Annotated in this window: 12 protein-coding genes; 5 read left to right on the top strand and 7 right to left on the bottom strand. The window is 55.4% G+C overall.

Annotation, left to right across the window (positions count from 1 at the left end):
- The first annotated feature begins 153 nt into the window (after positions 1–153).
- The gene (locus KTT_RS27415; protein ID WP_160146168.1) at positions 154–1401 is read left to right on the top strand and encodes an MFS transporter; all 1248 of its coding nucleotides are present in this window, start codon (positions 154–156) and stop codon (positions 1399–1401) included.
- A gap of 153 nt (positions 1402–1554) precedes the next feature.
- Here KTT_RS27415 and KTT_RS27410 read toward each other — a convergent pair whose 3' ends face one another.
- Together KTT_RS27410 and KTT_RS27405 are read right to left on the bottom strand one after the other, a co-directional pair.
- The gene (locus KTT_RS27410; protein WP_126600834.1) at positions 1555–2967 is read right to left on the bottom strand and encodes a DUF2087 domain-containing protein; all 1413 of its coding nucleotides are present in this window, start codon (positions 2965–2967) and stop codon (positions 1555–1557) included.
- Between the two features lie 353 nt (positions 2968–3320).
- Positions 3321–3770, bottom strand: a complete 450-nt coding sequence (locus KTT_RS27405) for a hypothetical protein (RefSeq protein WP_126600832.1) — start codon at positions 3768–3770, stop codon at positions 3321–3323.
- Between the two features lie 400 nt (positions 3771–4170).
- On the opposite strand from KTT_RS27405, the gene rho reads away from it, so the two are divergent.
- The gene (rho, locus tag KTT_RS27400) at positions 4171–5499 is read left to right on the top strand and encodes a transcription termination factor Rho (RefSeq protein ID WP_235845889.1); all 1329 of its coding nucleotides are present in this window, start codon (positions 4171–4173) and stop codon (positions 5497–5499) included.
- A 316-nt stretch (positions 5500–5815) separates the two neighbouring features.
- Here rho and KTT_RS27395 read toward each other — a convergent pair whose 3' ends face one another.
- A complete protein-coding gene (locus tag KTT_RS27395; protein WP_126600830.1) occupies positions 5816–6022 on the bottom strand; it encodes a hypothetical protein in 207 nt (68 codons plus the stop codon).
- Positions 6023–6177: 155 nt separating this feature from the next.
- On the opposite strand from KTT_RS27395, the gene KTT_RS27390 reads away from it, so the two are divergent.
- On the top strand, positions 6178–7686 hold the full coding sequence (locus tag KTT_RS27390; RefSeq protein ID WP_126600828.1) for an MFS transporter: 1509 nt from the start codon (positions 6178–6180) through the stop codon (positions 7684–7686).
- Positions 7687–7760: 74 nt separating this feature from the next.
- Here the strand turns inward: KTT_RS27390 and KTT_RS27385 are convergent, their stop codons facing one another.
- The gene (locus KTT_RS27385; RefSeq protein ID WP_126600826.1) at positions 7761–8267 is read right to left on the bottom strand and encodes a GNAT family N-acetyltransferase; all 507 of its coding nucleotides are present in this window, start codon (positions 8265–8267) and stop codon (positions 7761–7763) included.
- 434 nt (positions 8268–8701) lie between these two features.
- On the opposite strand from KTT_RS27385, the gene ilvD reads away from it, so the two are divergent.
- Positions 8702–10381: a dihydroxy-acid dehydratase gene (ilvD, locus tag KTT_RS27380; RefSeq protein WP_126600824.1), complete on the top strand. Its 1680-nt coding sequence runs from the start codon at positions 8702–8704 to the stop codon at positions 10379–10381.
- Positions 10382–10468: 87 nt separating this feature from the next.
- On the opposite strand, the gene KTT_RS27375 is transcribed toward ilvD, so the two are convergent.
- A complete protein-coding gene (locus KTT_RS27375; RefSeq protein ID WP_126600822.1) occupies positions 10469–11044 on the bottom strand; it encodes a hypothetical protein in 576 nt (191 codons plus the stop codon).
- A gap of 385 nt (positions 11045–11429) precedes the next feature.
- Positions 11430–12254: a VOC family protein gene (locus KTT_RS27370; RefSeq protein WP_126600821.1), complete on the bottom strand. Its 825-nt coding sequence runs from the start codon at positions 12252–12254 to the stop codon at positions 11430–11432.
- Between the two features lie 316 nt (positions 12255–12570).
- Between KTT_RS27370 and KTT_RS27365 the strand changes: the two genes are divergently transcribed.
- Positions 12571–14061 (top strand): nucleotidyltransferase domain-containing protein, encoded by a 1491-nt coding sequence (locus tag KTT_RS27365; protein WP_126600819.1) that lies wholly within the window; start codon positions 12571–12573, stop codon positions 14059–14061.
- Between the two features lie 341 nt (positions 14062–14402).
- On the opposite strand, the gene KTT_RS27360 is transcribed toward KTT_RS27365, so the two are convergent.
- The gene (locus KTT_RS27360) at positions 14403–16175 is read right to left on the bottom strand and encodes a glycosyltransferase family protein (protein WP_160146167.1); all 1773 of its coding nucleotides are present in this window, start codon (positions 16173–16175) and stop codon (positions 14403–14405) included.
- Positions 16176–16449: the final 274 nt, after the last annotated feature.

Below are 16449 nucleotides of genomic sequence, written 5' to 3'. Positions count from 1 at the left end.
TAATTCACTCGCATGCGGGACCTTCATTTTTGCTATGCGATGTAATTGTTTTTGTTACATCGGCACGCCTGGGGCAATTTTATTGATGTTCTTTTTTTTTGAGAGCTGCTGTAACAATTTTTGTTACAGCAGATGGAAAGGAGTTATATTTACATGTCACAAACGCTACAACAGTCTTCGACACCGGAGCCGCAGGGGACACAACGTATTAATCCGCGCATTCTTTTGCTGGCGTTGGGAATGTTCGCGCTGGGCACGGATGCTTTTGTGGTGGCCGGCGTTCTACCAACGATTGCGAAAGAGACCGGTGTAACCGAGAGCGTGGCCGGGCAACTGGTGACGGTCTTTTCGTTGACCTATGGTCTGGGCGCTCCTTTGTTCGCGGCGTTTGCTGGGCGCTGGCGACCCACACGAGTCCTGGTTGGATCGCTAGGTCTGTTCTTCCTGGCCAATGTAGCTTCCGCCCTGTCTCCCTCATTTCTGCCGCTATTGCTGACACGCGTGCTGGCCGGCTGTTTCGCCGCTACATATGCGCCCCTGGCCTATACGGTTGGTATCTCACTGGCGCCGCCAGCAAAGCGCGGCCAGGCGCTAGCGCTGGTGGTGATCGGGCTTACGGTGGCGACCGCCCTGGGCTCTCCTCTGGGAACGTGGGTCGGTGAGCACTTTGGCTGGCGTATGTCGTTCGCACTGGTCGCGTTGCTGGCCGGCATCGCGGTCCTGGCCTTGCTCACCTGTGGCCTGCCTGAGGTCGCCGCGTCCGAACCTCTTCCGCTGAAGACGCGCCTGGCGCCTATCACGCAACCACGCGTGGTGATGGCTCTTCTGCCATCTTTGTTGTGGAATATCGGTGGGTACACCGTCTACACCTATATTGCGATCTTGCTACTGCATAATCTACACATTAGCGATATCAGCGGCTTACTGGTCGCTTACGGTGTGGGAGTCGTGGTCGGGAACTGGTCAGGTGGCATGATGGCGGACCGCTTCGGGACCCGTCGCCTGCTGGTCCTTTACCTGGTGGCTCTGGTGATTATTGAGGCCCTGCTCTCGCTGATTATCTCCACTGTTATCGCCGGCGTGGTGATGCTTTTCTTCCTCGGACTGGGGATCTCTCAGCTCTTTATCCCGCAGCAGCACCGTCTGTTAAGCGTCGCACCTGAACATGCCAACGTCATTCTGGCCCTCAACAACTCGGCCTTCTACCTGGGTATCGCCGGTGGAGCGGTGGTGGGTGGTCTGGCCTTGCGCGTGGTCCCGGTCACCCAGCTTGGCTGGATCGGCTCCGCCTTTGTCCTGCTATCCCTGCTGCTGTACCTCGTCAGTCTGCGCGTGAGTAAAAGTCAACCGCTGACCACCGCCGACAAAGAAGCACAGAAGGTGCTGGTAGCGCCCGAGTAAGCTATCTTTTACATTTCAGTAAGAAGTTGAAGCAATAACACAGGTGGGTGCATCCGCACCCACCTGTGTTATTGCTTCAACTTCTTACAAACAGCGCGGCCGCCACGCGGCCGCGCGTGTGGGGGCACTCATGTGCCCCTACAATGACGAGAGTCAGGCACCCTCGATGAGCCAGTATTGTGAGCCGTTGGGCTGACGATTCATAAAGCGATACTCATAGAGACCGCGCCGGAGGGCGGCCGCATCTTTGATGGTGGTGTGTTCCAACAGCAGCGCATTCACCTCTTTTTCGCTGTACATACGTCCCTTTTCAAAGAAGCTGGCCAGGTATTCCAGGATGAGCAGCTTGTCTCCCTGTTTAGCTGGCGGCCAGGTGGTGAGCCGTCCAGAGCGATCGACGAAGCGTTTGAGCTCCTGACTGTAAGCCCTCTCTGGCAGACGGTCCGCTGATGGCATATCTCCTTCTTCTGAAAGTTGCTGGACGGCCTGGGCTGTGCGTGCCAGGTAGTACGAGCTGAGCCGATAGGTCTTGTTCGCTCCTTCTCCCCGGCGCTCGTAGAGATATTTCATGCTGACCAGTTGCTTAAGATGACGCGAGACGCTGGACTGGCTGAGATCGAGGGCGGCAATGATCTCCTGGGCATGCAGTTCGCTGCGGTGCGTCAGCAGTTCGATGATGCTCAGGCGTGTTTCGTCCGCCAGAGCACCGAGCCGGGCCTGCAGCTCTGGCCGCGACATGATTGTATCACGCTGCTGCGCCACGTCGTAGTTGGGCGGCTCGCTAAAGAAGATGCGCGCGACCTCCTTGCCACCCCATTCACCCTCAATCCACTCGGCTCCGCTCCAGACGGTCATGCGCCGACCCGTATGCCATGATGGGATCAGGATGATCTCTTCAGCACCGGCCACGGCCCGCGATATCTCTGCGGGCAGATGGCGACCGGTGAACTCATAGATCGTCTCTTCCAACGTGGCTTCCTGCCGCAGGCTGTTGGTGAACATCTCGCTCTGCCAGCGAAGCATGTTCTGGACGCGCTTCCATTCCTGGGCGAACGTTGTTTTCCATAGCGTCTCCAGGTGGGCGAGGATGGTGCGCTGCATCTCCTGTGGATCTTGCAGGAGCTGGTGGGCCTGGCGCTGTAGCCCCGCATCGAAATCGTCTTCACCATACGTCTTGCGTACCGTGTCCAGGTAGGTATCGACATCGGTAATCAGATATTTCGTGTGCGGTGGCGAGGCCGCTGTCCGCTGTGAGAAGCGGCGGCGCAGCGGCTCCAGAATGCGCTTGCGCAGCACATACGCGTTCAGCTCTCCCAGATTGTGTAGATACGATGGAAAATTGGGCTCATCGCGCTGCGGCGTCAATGCATCCCGCAGCGCTATAAAGAGCAGACGATTGATCTGAAGCTGTTCGTCTGTCAGTTGAGAAGCCGTCTGTTCTACCCATGGGCTTAGACCCGGCAACTGTGTGCTCTGATGCAATAGCGCAAAGCTATTGAGGGCATTACTAACCGGCTCCCATGCAACATGAATCTTACCCGTATTGCGCTCGGACGTGAAATCCATTTCATCCTGCTTTCTTCTATGCCTTCAATAATGCAATTATGCGATTATCCGCATAATTGCAACGAACTAAAAGAAGCTTACCCTAAGAAATGGAGATTGTCAAGCGGTTGAAGGCAGGAAGCAGGGCTATTTAAAAGTAGCGAATAGCGGGGTCAAGGGGCGGCTAGCCCCTTGCGGGGTGCGGGGTGTCCCCGCTCACTCCCTTCTCCCCCACCGCCGCCGAAGGCGGCAAGAAAAGACTTTTAAATGGCCTGGGCAGGAAGAGGAGGGGTGTACATGAAAAAAGCAATAAGACCATCAGAGCGATGGTCTTATTGCTTTTTTCATGTATGTATTGGGCGCGAGGGCCGAATTTATGATGTCTGGGCGGTGCGCGTGAGGTAGACCTGGATGGTGTCGCCGTCGCGTTGCCAGCTGTAGTGGTAGTTCATCGAGGTGGCGATGGGTTCGAATACGCTCCACCAGGCATCTTTCTCTTCCTCGGAGAGGCCAAAGGTGCTGGCCTGTTCATGCGAGACCCAGTCGTGGAAGATGGCTTTGGCCCGCTGCTCGTCCCCTTCGAGTGCCTGCAGTTTGCCGCCAAGGGAGGTGATATTCAGGGCGATGGCCTGGGCGAATTCGCGGGCCCCGCCATTTCCGAGCGCCTGCCAGCTCTGCGCCAGGCGATTACCCGCCATGGTCACGAAATCCTCGGGCGCCTGCCCCTGCTTCTTGAGATAGGCTAGCGATAGCAGCGCGAAGGCAACGGCATTCTCGCGGGCGGTCTCATGCAATTTTTCCGCTGTATAGCTCTGTTCGTTCATCTATCTTTCCTTTCATATGATACAGATCGCTAGATCTGAAATTTCCTATTGCTAGAAGATTATTGTGACGATCAATGGTGATATGAAGTAACAATGGGCGCCCTGCCTGGAAACAAAATGTTGCAGTACAAAGTGGGAATATCATGTCTACCCCCCTTGTTTATAATAGTGAAATCCGAATTCTTCCCAACCTATCCACTATTCTAGACAAGTTCAGTTGGCCCAATGGATATGCGATATCCGTTTCGTCCCCACTATGTCTGTCACTTCATCCCATACCCTGAGCGTGTAGGAAAGGAATGACGCTACCTATCACACTGGAAAAGAGACGCTATTTACCTTACCCATTTTACTCCCTGCTTTTCTTCTATAAGAGATACATGTCAGCGAAAGGAGAAAGGTGCGATCCATTAATGGAGATCGTGCCCTCAACTCTATGAAAAACACCCGCTCTGTTATGAATACGCATGCGATGCCCGATCCCGATGATCGTCAGCAGTCGCTGCACTCATTTGTACATTCGAATACTGAATCGTTCGATCGTACGTTGAACCGACAGCCACCAATCGAGATGCGCCATCCGGCGACGGCCCTCACGGATCAGGAACTGGCCGTGCCAGGTGAGGGCGTGCTGGATATCGTTGAGGATGGCTATGGCTTTCTGCGCCCGGATCGCTATCTACCAGGTCCAAAGGATATCTATGTGTCGCATTCTCAGATTCGTCGCTTTAATTTGCGGCAGGGCGACCATGTTTCGGGACAGGTGCGCCCGCCGAAGGACCGTGAGCAGTATGGTGGTTTGCTCCGCGTGGAGCAGGTCAATGGTCGACCCGCTGATGCGGTGGGACTACGCCCACGCTTTGATGCCCTGACCCCGGTCTTCCCACAGCAGATGTTCGATCTGGAAAGCAACGCCTCCAATCTATCGGGTCGTTTGATCAATCTGGTTTCTCCCATGGGACGCGGTCAGCGCGGCCTGGTCGTGGCTCCTCCTAAGGCTGGTAAGACGATGCTGTTGATGGCGATCGCCAACGCTATCTCCACCAACTATCCCAACGTGCACCTGTTGATTACACTGATTGGCGAGCGGCCGGAAGAGGTGACCGACATGCAGCGGCTGGTCAATGGCGAAGTGATCAGCTCGACATTTGATGAGCCCGCTTATGTGCATACGCACCTGGCCGAGATGGTGCTGGAACGTGCCAAGCGCCTGGTTGAGGAGGGCAAAGATGTGGTGGTCCTGCTCGATAGCCTGACCCGCCTCTCGCGTGCCTACAACCTGACGGTTGAGTCGAGCGGCCGCAGCCTGTCCGGCGGTCTGGATCCCAGCGCCATGATTATGCCCAAGCGCTTCTTTGGCGCCGCCCGCAAGCTGGAAGAGGGTGGTAGCCTGACGGTTATCGCCACAGCTTTGATCGAGACCGGCAGCCGCATGGACGATGTGATCTACGAGGAACTCAAGGGAACCGGAAACATGGAGCTGGTCTTGAGCCGCAAGCTGGCCGAGCGCCGCCTCTTCCCGGCCATCGATATCGCGCTCTCGGGTACTCGCCGTGAGGAACTACTCTACGATCAGCCAACCTACCAGGCTGTCGTCACTATGCGTCGCATGTTTGCCCAGCTGTCTGATCAGCAAGGACAGGATGCGATGGAGGCCTTTATTCAGCAACTGGCCAAAACCCAGAGCAACCACGAGTTTCTATCCACCCTGAGTAAGCGCACGATGTAGTATGATTACCGGGTTGCATAGATGGCTTCCGCTTCAAAGGCAGGGGCGCAGATACATTTCTCGCTTTTGTATCTACGCCCCTTTTATTATGACTGCATAAAAGAAAATTGTTAATGGTAACCTCAGCCAATGGCCTGAATTTCCTCTCTCTTCGCACCTTCGGTGCTCAGAGTTAATTTTATAGTAGTGCATGGAGTGCGCAGCTGCGCACTCCATGCACTACTATAAAATTAACGAGTGCGGCCGCGTCAGCGGACGCCCGTGCGGGGGCGCTCAAGCACGCCTACGGCACCAACTTATAAAGCCAGCCTGGCGGCTAAACACTTTCGAGCAGGGAGAGGCGAAGGATCTTGTGGTTTTCGACCGCTACGAGGGCCAGGAGTCTGCTAATCTGCTCATCTTCGAGTGGCAACAGTCCCTGTGGTAGTAGCTGTTGAGCCTGCGCGTGATCCAGCTGCTGGCTCCGCTCCTTTTCAGTTGCACGCAGGCTATCATTTGTGGTGGTATTTTTTGTTGTGAGCATATCTTTCGTCCTCGTGCTATAAATAAAAACCTTCTCATTATATATAGTCTGTTTTTGGTCCCAAAACGTGACACTTTTTAGTACCAATTTTTGACTTTATATGCCTATAATAAAAATCTGTATGCTATAGATGTCTAAAATAGATTGAGGGATTGATGGTTGCTCCTGGACAAAAGATGGCTCATCGTGGTTTTGTGCTGGCGCTGTTATGTATGGCGCAATTTATGGTGGTATTAGATTTTTCGATTGTAAATGTGGCGTTGCCTTCGATGCAAAAAGACCTGGCGATGTCGACGCAGAATCTGCAGTGGGTGGTGAGTGCCTATTCTCTGACCTTTGGTGGTTTTCTCTTACTGGGTGGCCGCGCCTCTGATCTCTTTGGGCGGCGGCGCATTTTCCTGGCGGGCCTGGTTGTGTTCTCTCTTGCTTCCCTGTTCGGCGGTCTGGCTCAATCGGAGTCCTGGTTGATTGTTGCCCGCGCGGTTCAGGGACTGGGCGCGTCGGTGGTGGCGCCGACATCGCTCTCCCTGGTCACGTCGATCTTCGCGGAGGGGCCGGAGCGCAACAAGGCGCTGGGCGTGATGGGCGCGGTGGCCTCAACCGGCTTTGCCGTCGGTGCCATCCTGGGCGGTCTACTGACGGCTGGCCCTGGCTGGCGCTGGGTGATGTTTGTCAATGTGCCGGTCGGCATCCTGGCCTGCGTGCTGACGCCTTTTTTTATCCCTACAAGCCCGCTGCCGGAGCGGCGGCCGAAACTGGATATTCTGGGCGCGCTGATGATCACGGTGGCTATCGTGATACTTGTCTATACGCTGGCGCGCGGCAATGACCTGGGCTGGCTCTCGTGGCACACCTGGGGTTTGCTGGCTCTGGCGGTGGTTCTGCTGCTGGCCTTTATCTGGATCGAGCTACGGGCTCAGGATCCGCTGGTACGCCTGAATATATTTCGCCTGCCTGTACTGGCCGGCGGTAACCTGGTCAGCCTGTTGCTGCCCGGCACCTTTGGGGCGATCATCTTTATTCTGACCCTCTTTATGCAGCAGGTGCTGCACTATTCAGCCATCCAGACCGGGATGGCCTTTTTGCCGATGGCTGCTGTGCTGCTGATCCTCTCCAACATCGCTTCGCGTATGTTCTCGCATCTCAGCCTCAAGCTGCTGCTGGTCGCCAGCATTATTGTGGTTGGCTGTGGGCAACTGCTGTTCCTGTTGATCTCGGCGACGGCGAGCTATCAGGGCGCGCTTCTGCCGGGAATGCTGGTGGTGGGACTGGGCATGGGTTTTGTGTTTCCGGCCATTACGATCGCGGCCACGACCGGGGTGCGCAACGAGGAGCAGGGCCTGGCCTCCGGCCTGCTCAATACCAGCCAGCAGGTGGGTTCAAGTGTGGTGCTGGCCATCGTTACTTCGCTCGCGACCGCGCAGACCGCCGCCCTGCAGTCCCAGGGCGTTGATGGCGCCTCGGCTCTGGCGGACGGCTTCCACGTCGCGATCTGGACCTGCTTCGCCTGTGTCGTCTGTGGACTCCTGATCGCCCTCTTTGTCATCCGCGAGCAGCGTCCCGCCAATGCCGATCAGGAGGAGGAGCCTGTCATGACCGAGCGGCCGTTCGGCGAATCCACGACAGCCTGTCTCGAAGCCGAAAACAACGATGTCAAATTATAGTGGAGACAGAAAAGATGTAGCGGGGAGGGATGCGCCCTTCCCCGCTACATCTTTTCTGTCTCCACTGGAATCTATCAGTGATCCTGATTGATCGCGTAGAGGCGGAAGTGCTGGCCCCACTGATCGACATCGCGCTCATAGCTCATGCCGATCTTTTCCGCGATATGGATCGAAACGGTGTTATCGGGTGGAATCAATGAAATAATACGCTGGAAACCCAGCTTCTGGAAGCCGTAATTTTTCAGGGCCTCGGTCCCCTCCATGGCCAGGTTGTTTTGCCAGAAAGGGCGCGCCAGCACATAGGCCAGTTCGATCTCTTCCTGTCCCTGGACTTCCTGCTTCAGCAGGCCGCAATGTCCGATAAAGCTCTGATCGCTTTTACGGATGGTGGCGAAAAACGAGTGGCCGTAGATCTGGTATTCGCGGATATACCCTTTGAGTACCCGCTGCACCTCGTCCCGGCTGCGCGGACCACCCAGGAAGCGTGTAACCTCGGGATCGGTATAAAGCGCGGTCATATCGTCCAGGTCGTCCAGCGTCAGGGGCCGGAACTGCAAATGTTCCGTCTCTAAAATAATCATTTTACCCTCACAATATTATAAAAAATGAAGCTTTTTGCTTCATCTTTGCACCTCATTGCCTCACCCATTATATGCCGTTGCAGTGATTGTGACAAATATTGCTCCGCAAGGTTGGTTCATGTGAGCTAATACGGTAAAATGATACATCTTCGTATAGTTTAAATAAACGTATTTCTGGCTTTCGAGAGGGGAAGTGGTGAGCCGGGCGGGGAACTGTGCTATACTTGACGCCTACTGGTATCTTATTGGGAATACTATGCTCCTATAACCAGAAAGTAAGACGCAGGCCCTCAGCGTGGATGGCGCCGATTTCCCTCACCTCAATGCTGACGCCCATAGGGGAGACCTGTCACGTTCACGATTGCTTAATAAAAAAGCTTTCAATGCAACAATGCGAGGTGGGAACGAACTCCTACCTGCCTTAAGGAGGCGCAATGCGTTCAGATCAGATTAAGCTCGGCTTCGAGCGCGCTCCTCACCGGGGCCTGCTGCGTGCGACCGGTGTCGTAGGTGAAGATGATTTCAAAAAGCCCTTTATCGCTGTGTGCAATTCCTACATCGATGTTGTTCCCGGCCACGTGCATCTGCAGGCGTTTGGCAAGCTGGTGAAGGAGGCCATTCGTGAGGCTGGCGGGGTGCCGTTCGAGTTTAATACGATCGGCGTCGATGATGGTATCGCGATGGGCCATATCGGCATGAAGTATTCCCTTCCCAGCCGTGAACTGATTGCTGACTGCGTCGAGACCGTGATTGAGGCCCATCGTTTTGATGGCATGGTGTGTATCCCTAACTGCGATAAGATCGTGCCGGGTATGCTGATGGGTGCTATGCGCCTGGATATCCCGACTATTTTTGTCAGCGGCGGCCCGATGGCGGCCGGCAAGCTGCCCGATGGCCGTAGCTCTGACCTGATCACTATTTTTGAGGGCGTCGGCGCCTACCAGGCGGGCAAGATCAATGACGCCCAGCTGCTGGAGCTGGAACAGTTGAGCTGTCCTTCGTGTGGTTCGTGCTCGGGTATGTTTACCGCCAACTCTATGAACTGTCTGATGGAGGCGCTGGGACTGGCTCTGCCGGGCAACGGCTCGAAGCTGGCGACTTCGGAGGAGCGGCGTGAACTGGCGCGCGCGGCGGGTCGGCAGATTCTGAATCTGGTCAAGGCCAATGTGACGCCCCGGCAGATCGTGAATGTGGATAGCATCGATAATGCCTTCGCGCTGGATATGGCGATGGGCGGTTCGACCAATACGGTGCTGCATACGCTGGCCCTGGCCCGTGAGGGGGGCATCGATTACTCGCTGGAGCGCATCAACCAGGTGGCGGCTCGCACTCCCCACCTGTGTAAGGTCAGCCCGGCCGGTCAGTGGCATATGGAGGACGTGGACCGCGCCGGCGGCATCAGCGCCATCCTCAAAGAGTTGTCGCGCAAGGAGGGTCTGCTCAACCTGGAGCGTCCGACCGTGACACTGCGCACGCTGGGTGAGAATATCGCCGAGGCCGAGGTGCTGGATAAAGAGGTTATCCATCCCATTGAGGAGGCCTATAGCGAGCAGGGTGGCCTGGCCATCCTCTTCGGCAACCTGGCTCCCGAGGGGGCCGTGGTCAAGGTGGCGGCCGTCGCTCCCGCCATGATGAAGCATACAGGTCCCGCCCGTATCTATAACTCGCAGGAAGAGGCCAGCGCCGGCATCCTTAATAAGCAGGTTAAAGAGGGTGATGTCGTCGTCATTCGCTACGAGGGACCGCGTGGTGGACCCGGCATGCAGGAGATGCTGGCGCCGACCGCCAATATCATGGGCATGGGTCTGGGCGAAACGGTGGCCCTGATCACCGATGGCCGCTTCTCCGGCGGTACGCGTGGCGCCTGTATCGGACACGTCTCGCCCGAGGCGGCCGCCAACGGTCCCATCGCCGCTCTGGTTGATGGTGATATGATCCATATCGATCTCGTCGAGCGCCGCCTGGAGGTACAGCTCACGCCCGAGCAGATTGAGCAGCGCCTGAGCGAGGTGACCCATGTCAAAGGACGCGTTAAGAGCTCCTGGCTGCGCCGCTATGCTTCCCTCGTTACATCCGCTAACACGGGCGCCGTCCTTAACGTCCCCGAAATCTAAAGCAATGAAAAAGGGACGCCTCATCACCGATGAGGCGTCCTCGATCAAAGTCGGGGCAAGCTCGAAAAGTTGGGGCAAGCCCGACACCTACGAGTAGCGGAAGGGTGGGATGTTCTTTTGTTGGCGTGGCGCGAAGATCTTGCCGATCAGAGCTCCGAGCAGCCCCAATAGCGCGCCCAGGCCGAGCCAGAGCACCAGCAGCACCAGGTCAACCAGCACGATACCCACATAGCTGGTGGGGGCGCTATTGCCAACCTGCAGCGTCTGCACCGAGATCTGAATGCCTCCTTGCGCCAGAAAATCCTGCACCTGCTTGATGATATCCGGTGCGACCTTCGTTGGCACATTGTTTTCCAGCACTAAAAACTGATACACCCCCATAAATATGCCTACAAAAAGACCATTCCAGACGCCGGCGGCCATCCCTGTATCGATGCGGCTGGTGCTCAGGGTACCGATCATGCCAGCCAGGAAAGGCGTACCGATAAAGGCAACCAGGAACACCAGCCCAATCCAGGTGGTAGTGGTAACGTTGTTCTGAAAGTTGGTCCAGAAGCCGATACCAAAAATGATCAGGCCCGCGATCAGAGCCAGAATGAAGCCAGAGGGAAAGGCCCTGCTGCGTTCACGCCGCGTATGGCTCTGGTAATATGAGTGCTGCATAGATGTCCCTTTCATGATTGATGAGTTCATAACATATAGATGATAATTCATATCAGCATCGGATTCGCGCATTCCTGTGGCATATTGCATCCTGCTAATCGTATTTGCCGGGCTCACCCTGACCTGGAATTGTCAGGAGACCATAATTGTAATACGTTATATATGTATAAACGTGGCAAAATAAGAAGTATTGGCCGTATGTTCGGGCCTTGCGCCCGATTTCCCTTCACCGCACGATATGTCGCCGTAGGATCGGGCCTTGCGCCCGATTTCCCTTCACCGCACGCAACGCTCGCATAAATATCGATTTTTTCGAGCGTTGACGTACGTGGAGAGGAAATCGGGCGCAAGGCCCGATCCTACGATTCTCTTTTTTATTGATGTGTTATTGGATGATGATGGTGACGCCGTTGGGGTCCTGGATTGTGGAGGGTTGGAGATCGGGACGCCGGATCTCATAGAAGTCGATGCCGTACATGTCTGGCTCGACGGGCCGCACGTTGCGACCGGCCCACAGGTTGGTCCCCAGGTGGTGGTGATAGCCGTCCCAGGAGAGGAAGTAGGCCTGCTGCTCGATGCCGATCATGCGCTCCATACCAAAGTGTTCTCTGTAAAAGGCAAAGGTCTGGTCAAGATCGCTGACGTTCAGGTGCATGTGTCCCAGACGTAGACCCTGGGAGAAGCCCTTGAACTCATGGGCCTGTTCCAGCAGGTGGGGAGCATTCAGTGGTATCGTATCCATCGCTACCTTGCCGTCTTGCATGGGCCACTGCTCACGCGGCCGGTCCACATACACCTCGATGCCATTGCCCTCTGGATCGGTCAGGTAGAGGGCCTGACTGACCAGGTGGTCGGAGGCGCCACCCAGCGGGACATTGTTGTTGCGGTCAAGAACGTGACGCAAGAATGAACCCAGTTCCGGCTCGTCGGGCACCAGCAGGGCGAAGTGGAACAACCCTGCGGTGTGGCGCGGACGCGGACGGCCTCCGGCCAGCGTGCGCAGCTGCAGCACCTCGCTGCCGCCCGCCGCACCCAATCCAACGCTCCCATTGCCATCCGCGTCGCGCTCATCGCGCACCACGGAGAGGCCCAGGCGCCCATAATAATCGATGCTGCGCTGCATATTCTGCACGCGCAATCCCACGCGCCTCAACGGCCAGCTGGCCACCAGCGCATCCTGCTGCTCTGACTGTGTATTGGTTATAGCCATATGTTCTCTCTGCTCCCTATCTCTCTGATTGGTCGCTATTTTACTGATCACTTACTTAATATCAGTATGTAACAATAGTATAGCATATTTGCGCACGCCCGAACACCTTCTCACCCTGTAAGAATATCATTTTCAATGTTCCCAAAAAGAAAATGAAGAAGAAAAAAGAAAAGGCATCGTAGGTGCGCCCCTTGCGGGCGCTTGCCGCGAAGCGGCCTTGTACCAGAGCGCGTACGTTCCATTAAAAACGATCTCTTTCCTATTGCATGTAAAATGATAGATTATTCACAGTAGAAGGAACGGAGTATAAATCGTAATGCACAATGCTGCTATACCTCAGATGTTACAGCCTTTGCTGGAAGCATATCTCAATATTTTGGAGCCGGTGCAAGACCATATTTATGGCGTGTACGTCTGTGGCTCTACGGCCCTGGGGGCCTTTGAAGAGCTGACCAGCGATATCGATGTCGTCATTTTGACGCATAGGAAATGGAGCGCGACTGAATTGGACTCTTTCGCCGCCGCGCATCGTAGCTTGCGGAAGGAGGAGCCGCTGGCTCGACGACTGGAGGTGGCATATATGCCTCTGGAGGCGCTTGGAAAGTCGCGTCAAGAGGTTGCCCCCTATCCACACTTTCAGAATGGCGTGTTTAATCCGGCCCGCTATGGAGATCAAAACGCGGTGACGTGGTGGATTCTTCAACATAAGGCCATCGCGCTCCTGGGACCCGACCATGCCACCCTGCCGCTGGCGGTGGACTGGTCTCAGATAGTTGATGCGATGTCCTATAACCTGAACACATATTGGGCTGGATTGGCCCGGCACCGCCCTTTCCTCTACCTTGACGATGAGTCGGTGATGTTCGCGGTGACGACTCTCTGCCGTATCTTGACCACCCTGGAAGATGGCGAGATTATCGCCAAATCTCCGGCTCTACAGCGCTGGCGTAAGCGCCTCCCCGCTAGCTGGCACCGCCTGCTGGACGAAGCATGGCGGCTGCGTCACCAATCCCGAGCAGCCTTCCCTCTACCACTCACGGCTGTCCCGTATGCTGACCACACTGGCCTTTATCAGATATGTGCGCAGACGCGGCAATCACATCCTTCAATCTGCCTGATCGGTGGAGGGATAAGATGGTTCGTTGTCTCTATTGACAAAATGTGTGTGCGGCGATGCCCGTATCCATGGGTTAATGGATACGGGCATCGTTCAACTGTTGACTACCTTGAAGGTGCCGTTCACATTCTTCAGCAGGATCTGCGCGTCCTGAATATGCACCAGCATATCGGGATGATGCGTGTGGTTAGGGTCCACGAACTCCAACGTGACAGGGATGCTGGCTGCCGCCGGACCCGACAGCTGCGTCACCTGGTAGCGCTGCACCTTATTCTGGTCGCCACCCGGCAGTTCAATGACCTGAATATCGCCGTTGAGATTCAAGACGATAAAGTGGCTGGGGATGGTCACCACCGTCTCGTGCCCCACGAAGGCATCGATTTGAAACGTGCGCGGATTGCCATAGCGCCAATCGTTGTAGGCGGCGGTCGTGCGTGGCAGCACAAACTGCCAGGCCGCTACCAGGAGCAACATGAGGACCATACCCAGACCCAGCGATACCAGCCAGTGCCTGGGTGGTCGCCTCTGCTGCACGCGCTGGCGCGTCTCCTGCGTCCTGGTCGTCGGCAGCACTTTGTCTGTACGCCGTGTCTGTGTCTGTCGCGAGCTGCGTGGTACCCTGGGCTCATTTATCAAGGCGAATATATGCCCGAGCGCAGGGTAGCGAGGGGCTCTATGGTTGTTGTGTAAAGGTATAAAGGTTGCTGGCATGGAGCGCCTCCTTTGCCATTGTCGCTGTAGGTGCGCCCCTTATGGGCGTCTGCTTGCTACAATACAGAGTAAAAGTTCGTAATCAAGCGCCGCTAATTTGATACATGGTGGAATAGAAAAGATCCTATTTATGGTGCTGCAGTTGGAGAGTCATATGCACAATTATATCAAATTAAACGCTTGATGACCAGCTTTTTGTGAGCTCATCTGTAAAAATATTGTAAAGGATAGGTAGATTTCTGGTGGTGAGCAAGAAGGCAGAGGGAGGCAGGCCAGGATACATCATTTGCATAGTATCCTGGCCTGCTGGTGATCACGGATTAGCTGGGATCATGGCAGTCCGTGGTGAAGTTGCTTTGAGGTTGCCTGTCGGTTCGCGGCAGGTTTAACGTGACTTTTACCGGACTATTGGGCATCCAGTAGTCGGGACCGTGAACGGGCACATCAACGGTGACTAGCCTCTCTTGATTGTTGGGAATCGGGGGCAGGTCAACATGCATGCTGACCTGCTGTGATGTGTATGGCGTCTTAAAAAGCAGCTGCACACTGCTTGATGAGACATCTACCCCGCGATTCTCAAAGCGCATAAAGAGCAATCCCACCCGGCCTTCGCGATGGCAGGACACCAGGGTCAGGCTATGGTTAGTGGGTGGCGTAGTCAGATCCCCCTCACAGCCGCTCAAGATCAGCGCCATCAGACATAAGCAGGAGAATAGCAGGCCGCGCATATGGCCGCTTTTACTTTTTCGCGTTGTTACCCGTTCGACTACTTTTCTCCATAATAGCGAGAGTCCCCACAGCAGAAAGCCCCAGATGATGACGATCAGCAGGGGGTCGAAGAGGACGTAGATACGCATATAGTCGTAATCTCGATAGCCACCCGCCGTCGTCAGCATAATTCCATAGACACATATCAATATTAACAGCCCCATGAGCTGCACTATCGGATGCCGGCGCGTGCCTTTGAAGTAGAGGAGGCCGAGCCAGAGCAGGACACAGAGGGGGAACAGACTGTTCGTGGCATAAAAGATTTGGGATGCATTATGTAGTACCGCTAGCGGCTGACCCAGCACCCCTGTGGGATCGACGAGCGACTCCTGTGCGTAAGCTGTCAGCGAACTGAAAAAGAGAGGTGCCGTATCGAGGGCGAAGGTCTTGGGGTGGTGCAGGATGATGTATTCAGCGTATTTCGCTGGCTCACTGATATTGTTGCCAAACAACTTTGGTTCGTGAGCCATCATATAATACGGATCGCGTATACCCTGTCTGACATACTTATCAAGCGTGTGCGCGATCATGACGTGCTCTGGATTAGAGGGATCACCATGATCCTGCATATTGTACTGCAGAATTTTCCCCACCAGGTTGATATTAGTAATCCAGGTGGTGCCGACAAAGTTGTTCTGAGTGGCGTTGGTATAGATATAGCCACCAACCAGGGCGTACATCAGGGCCAGCGCGGCCAGGGCGTGCGGCAGCAGGCGGCGAAAGCGCTGTTTCTTGTAAGCCTGGAGGAGCACATAGGCAAAGAGGAGTGGCGGTAGATAGAGCCACTCGGGCCGCGTCATAAACAGGATCAGCATCCACAACGCCGTCAACCAGAGCCAGCGGCGCCGCAAGGTCTTCATAAACAGGACGGCGCTCAGGGTTAATGAAGCCAGTAACCAGAGCCCCATCCCCTCGGTCATCAATGGTTTGACGTACGAGATCAGCGTCAGATTGATTCCCATCATCAAGCTCAATATGAAGGCCAGCCAGGGACGCTGAAAGATGAGCGCCGCCAGAATATAGATCTCCAGCGTGGCCAGCACAAACAGCACCGCCTGCGCGATGCTCACGGCCTCTATATTCCCCTGCCCCATGATCGCATAGAGCACCGAAATAAACAGGGGATAGCATGGCAGGCGCCAGGCATTGACGAGCTGGCCCGCGACACTAATGCGATCAACCACATAGAGATAGCTCCATGTATCGGCCAGTAATTCCGCTCGTGGATGGTTGGCATAGAAAGCAATGACGACCCCACCAGTCAGGATGGTAAGCAATAGTGCCGGGAATAGATAGCGAAGCAGCGTGTTCTTTTGCAATAACATAGATATCTCTCTATATTTAAAGAATAGAAAATATATATTGTCTTCAATATGCATAGACGAATACAGTTGTAAGGCGGTATGAAAAAAGGCGTCCGCTCACCCATTTATACCATAAGCCAGATGCCTGCCCCTCCATTGAAAGCTGATTTCGTCTGCGCCCCAAAGGGGGAGGTGCAGGAGGGCGGCGAGCCCTCCTGCCGGGGTGTGGGGTGTCCCCACAAAAACTTCTTTTTCTCCTCTCGCGCCGCCGCAGGCGGCGCGAGAGGAGAAAGGA

The sequence above is a fragment of the Dictyobacter aurantiacus genome, from assembly GCF_003967515.1.
In the GTDB taxonomy this organism is placed as follows: Bacteria; Chloroflexota; Ktedonobacteria; order Ktedonobacterales; family Ktedonobacteraceae; genus Dictyobacter; species Dictyobacter aurantiacus.
The sequence above is the reverse complement of the archived record's forward strand: the minus strand, read 5'-3'. Positions and strand labels throughout refer to the sequence as shown.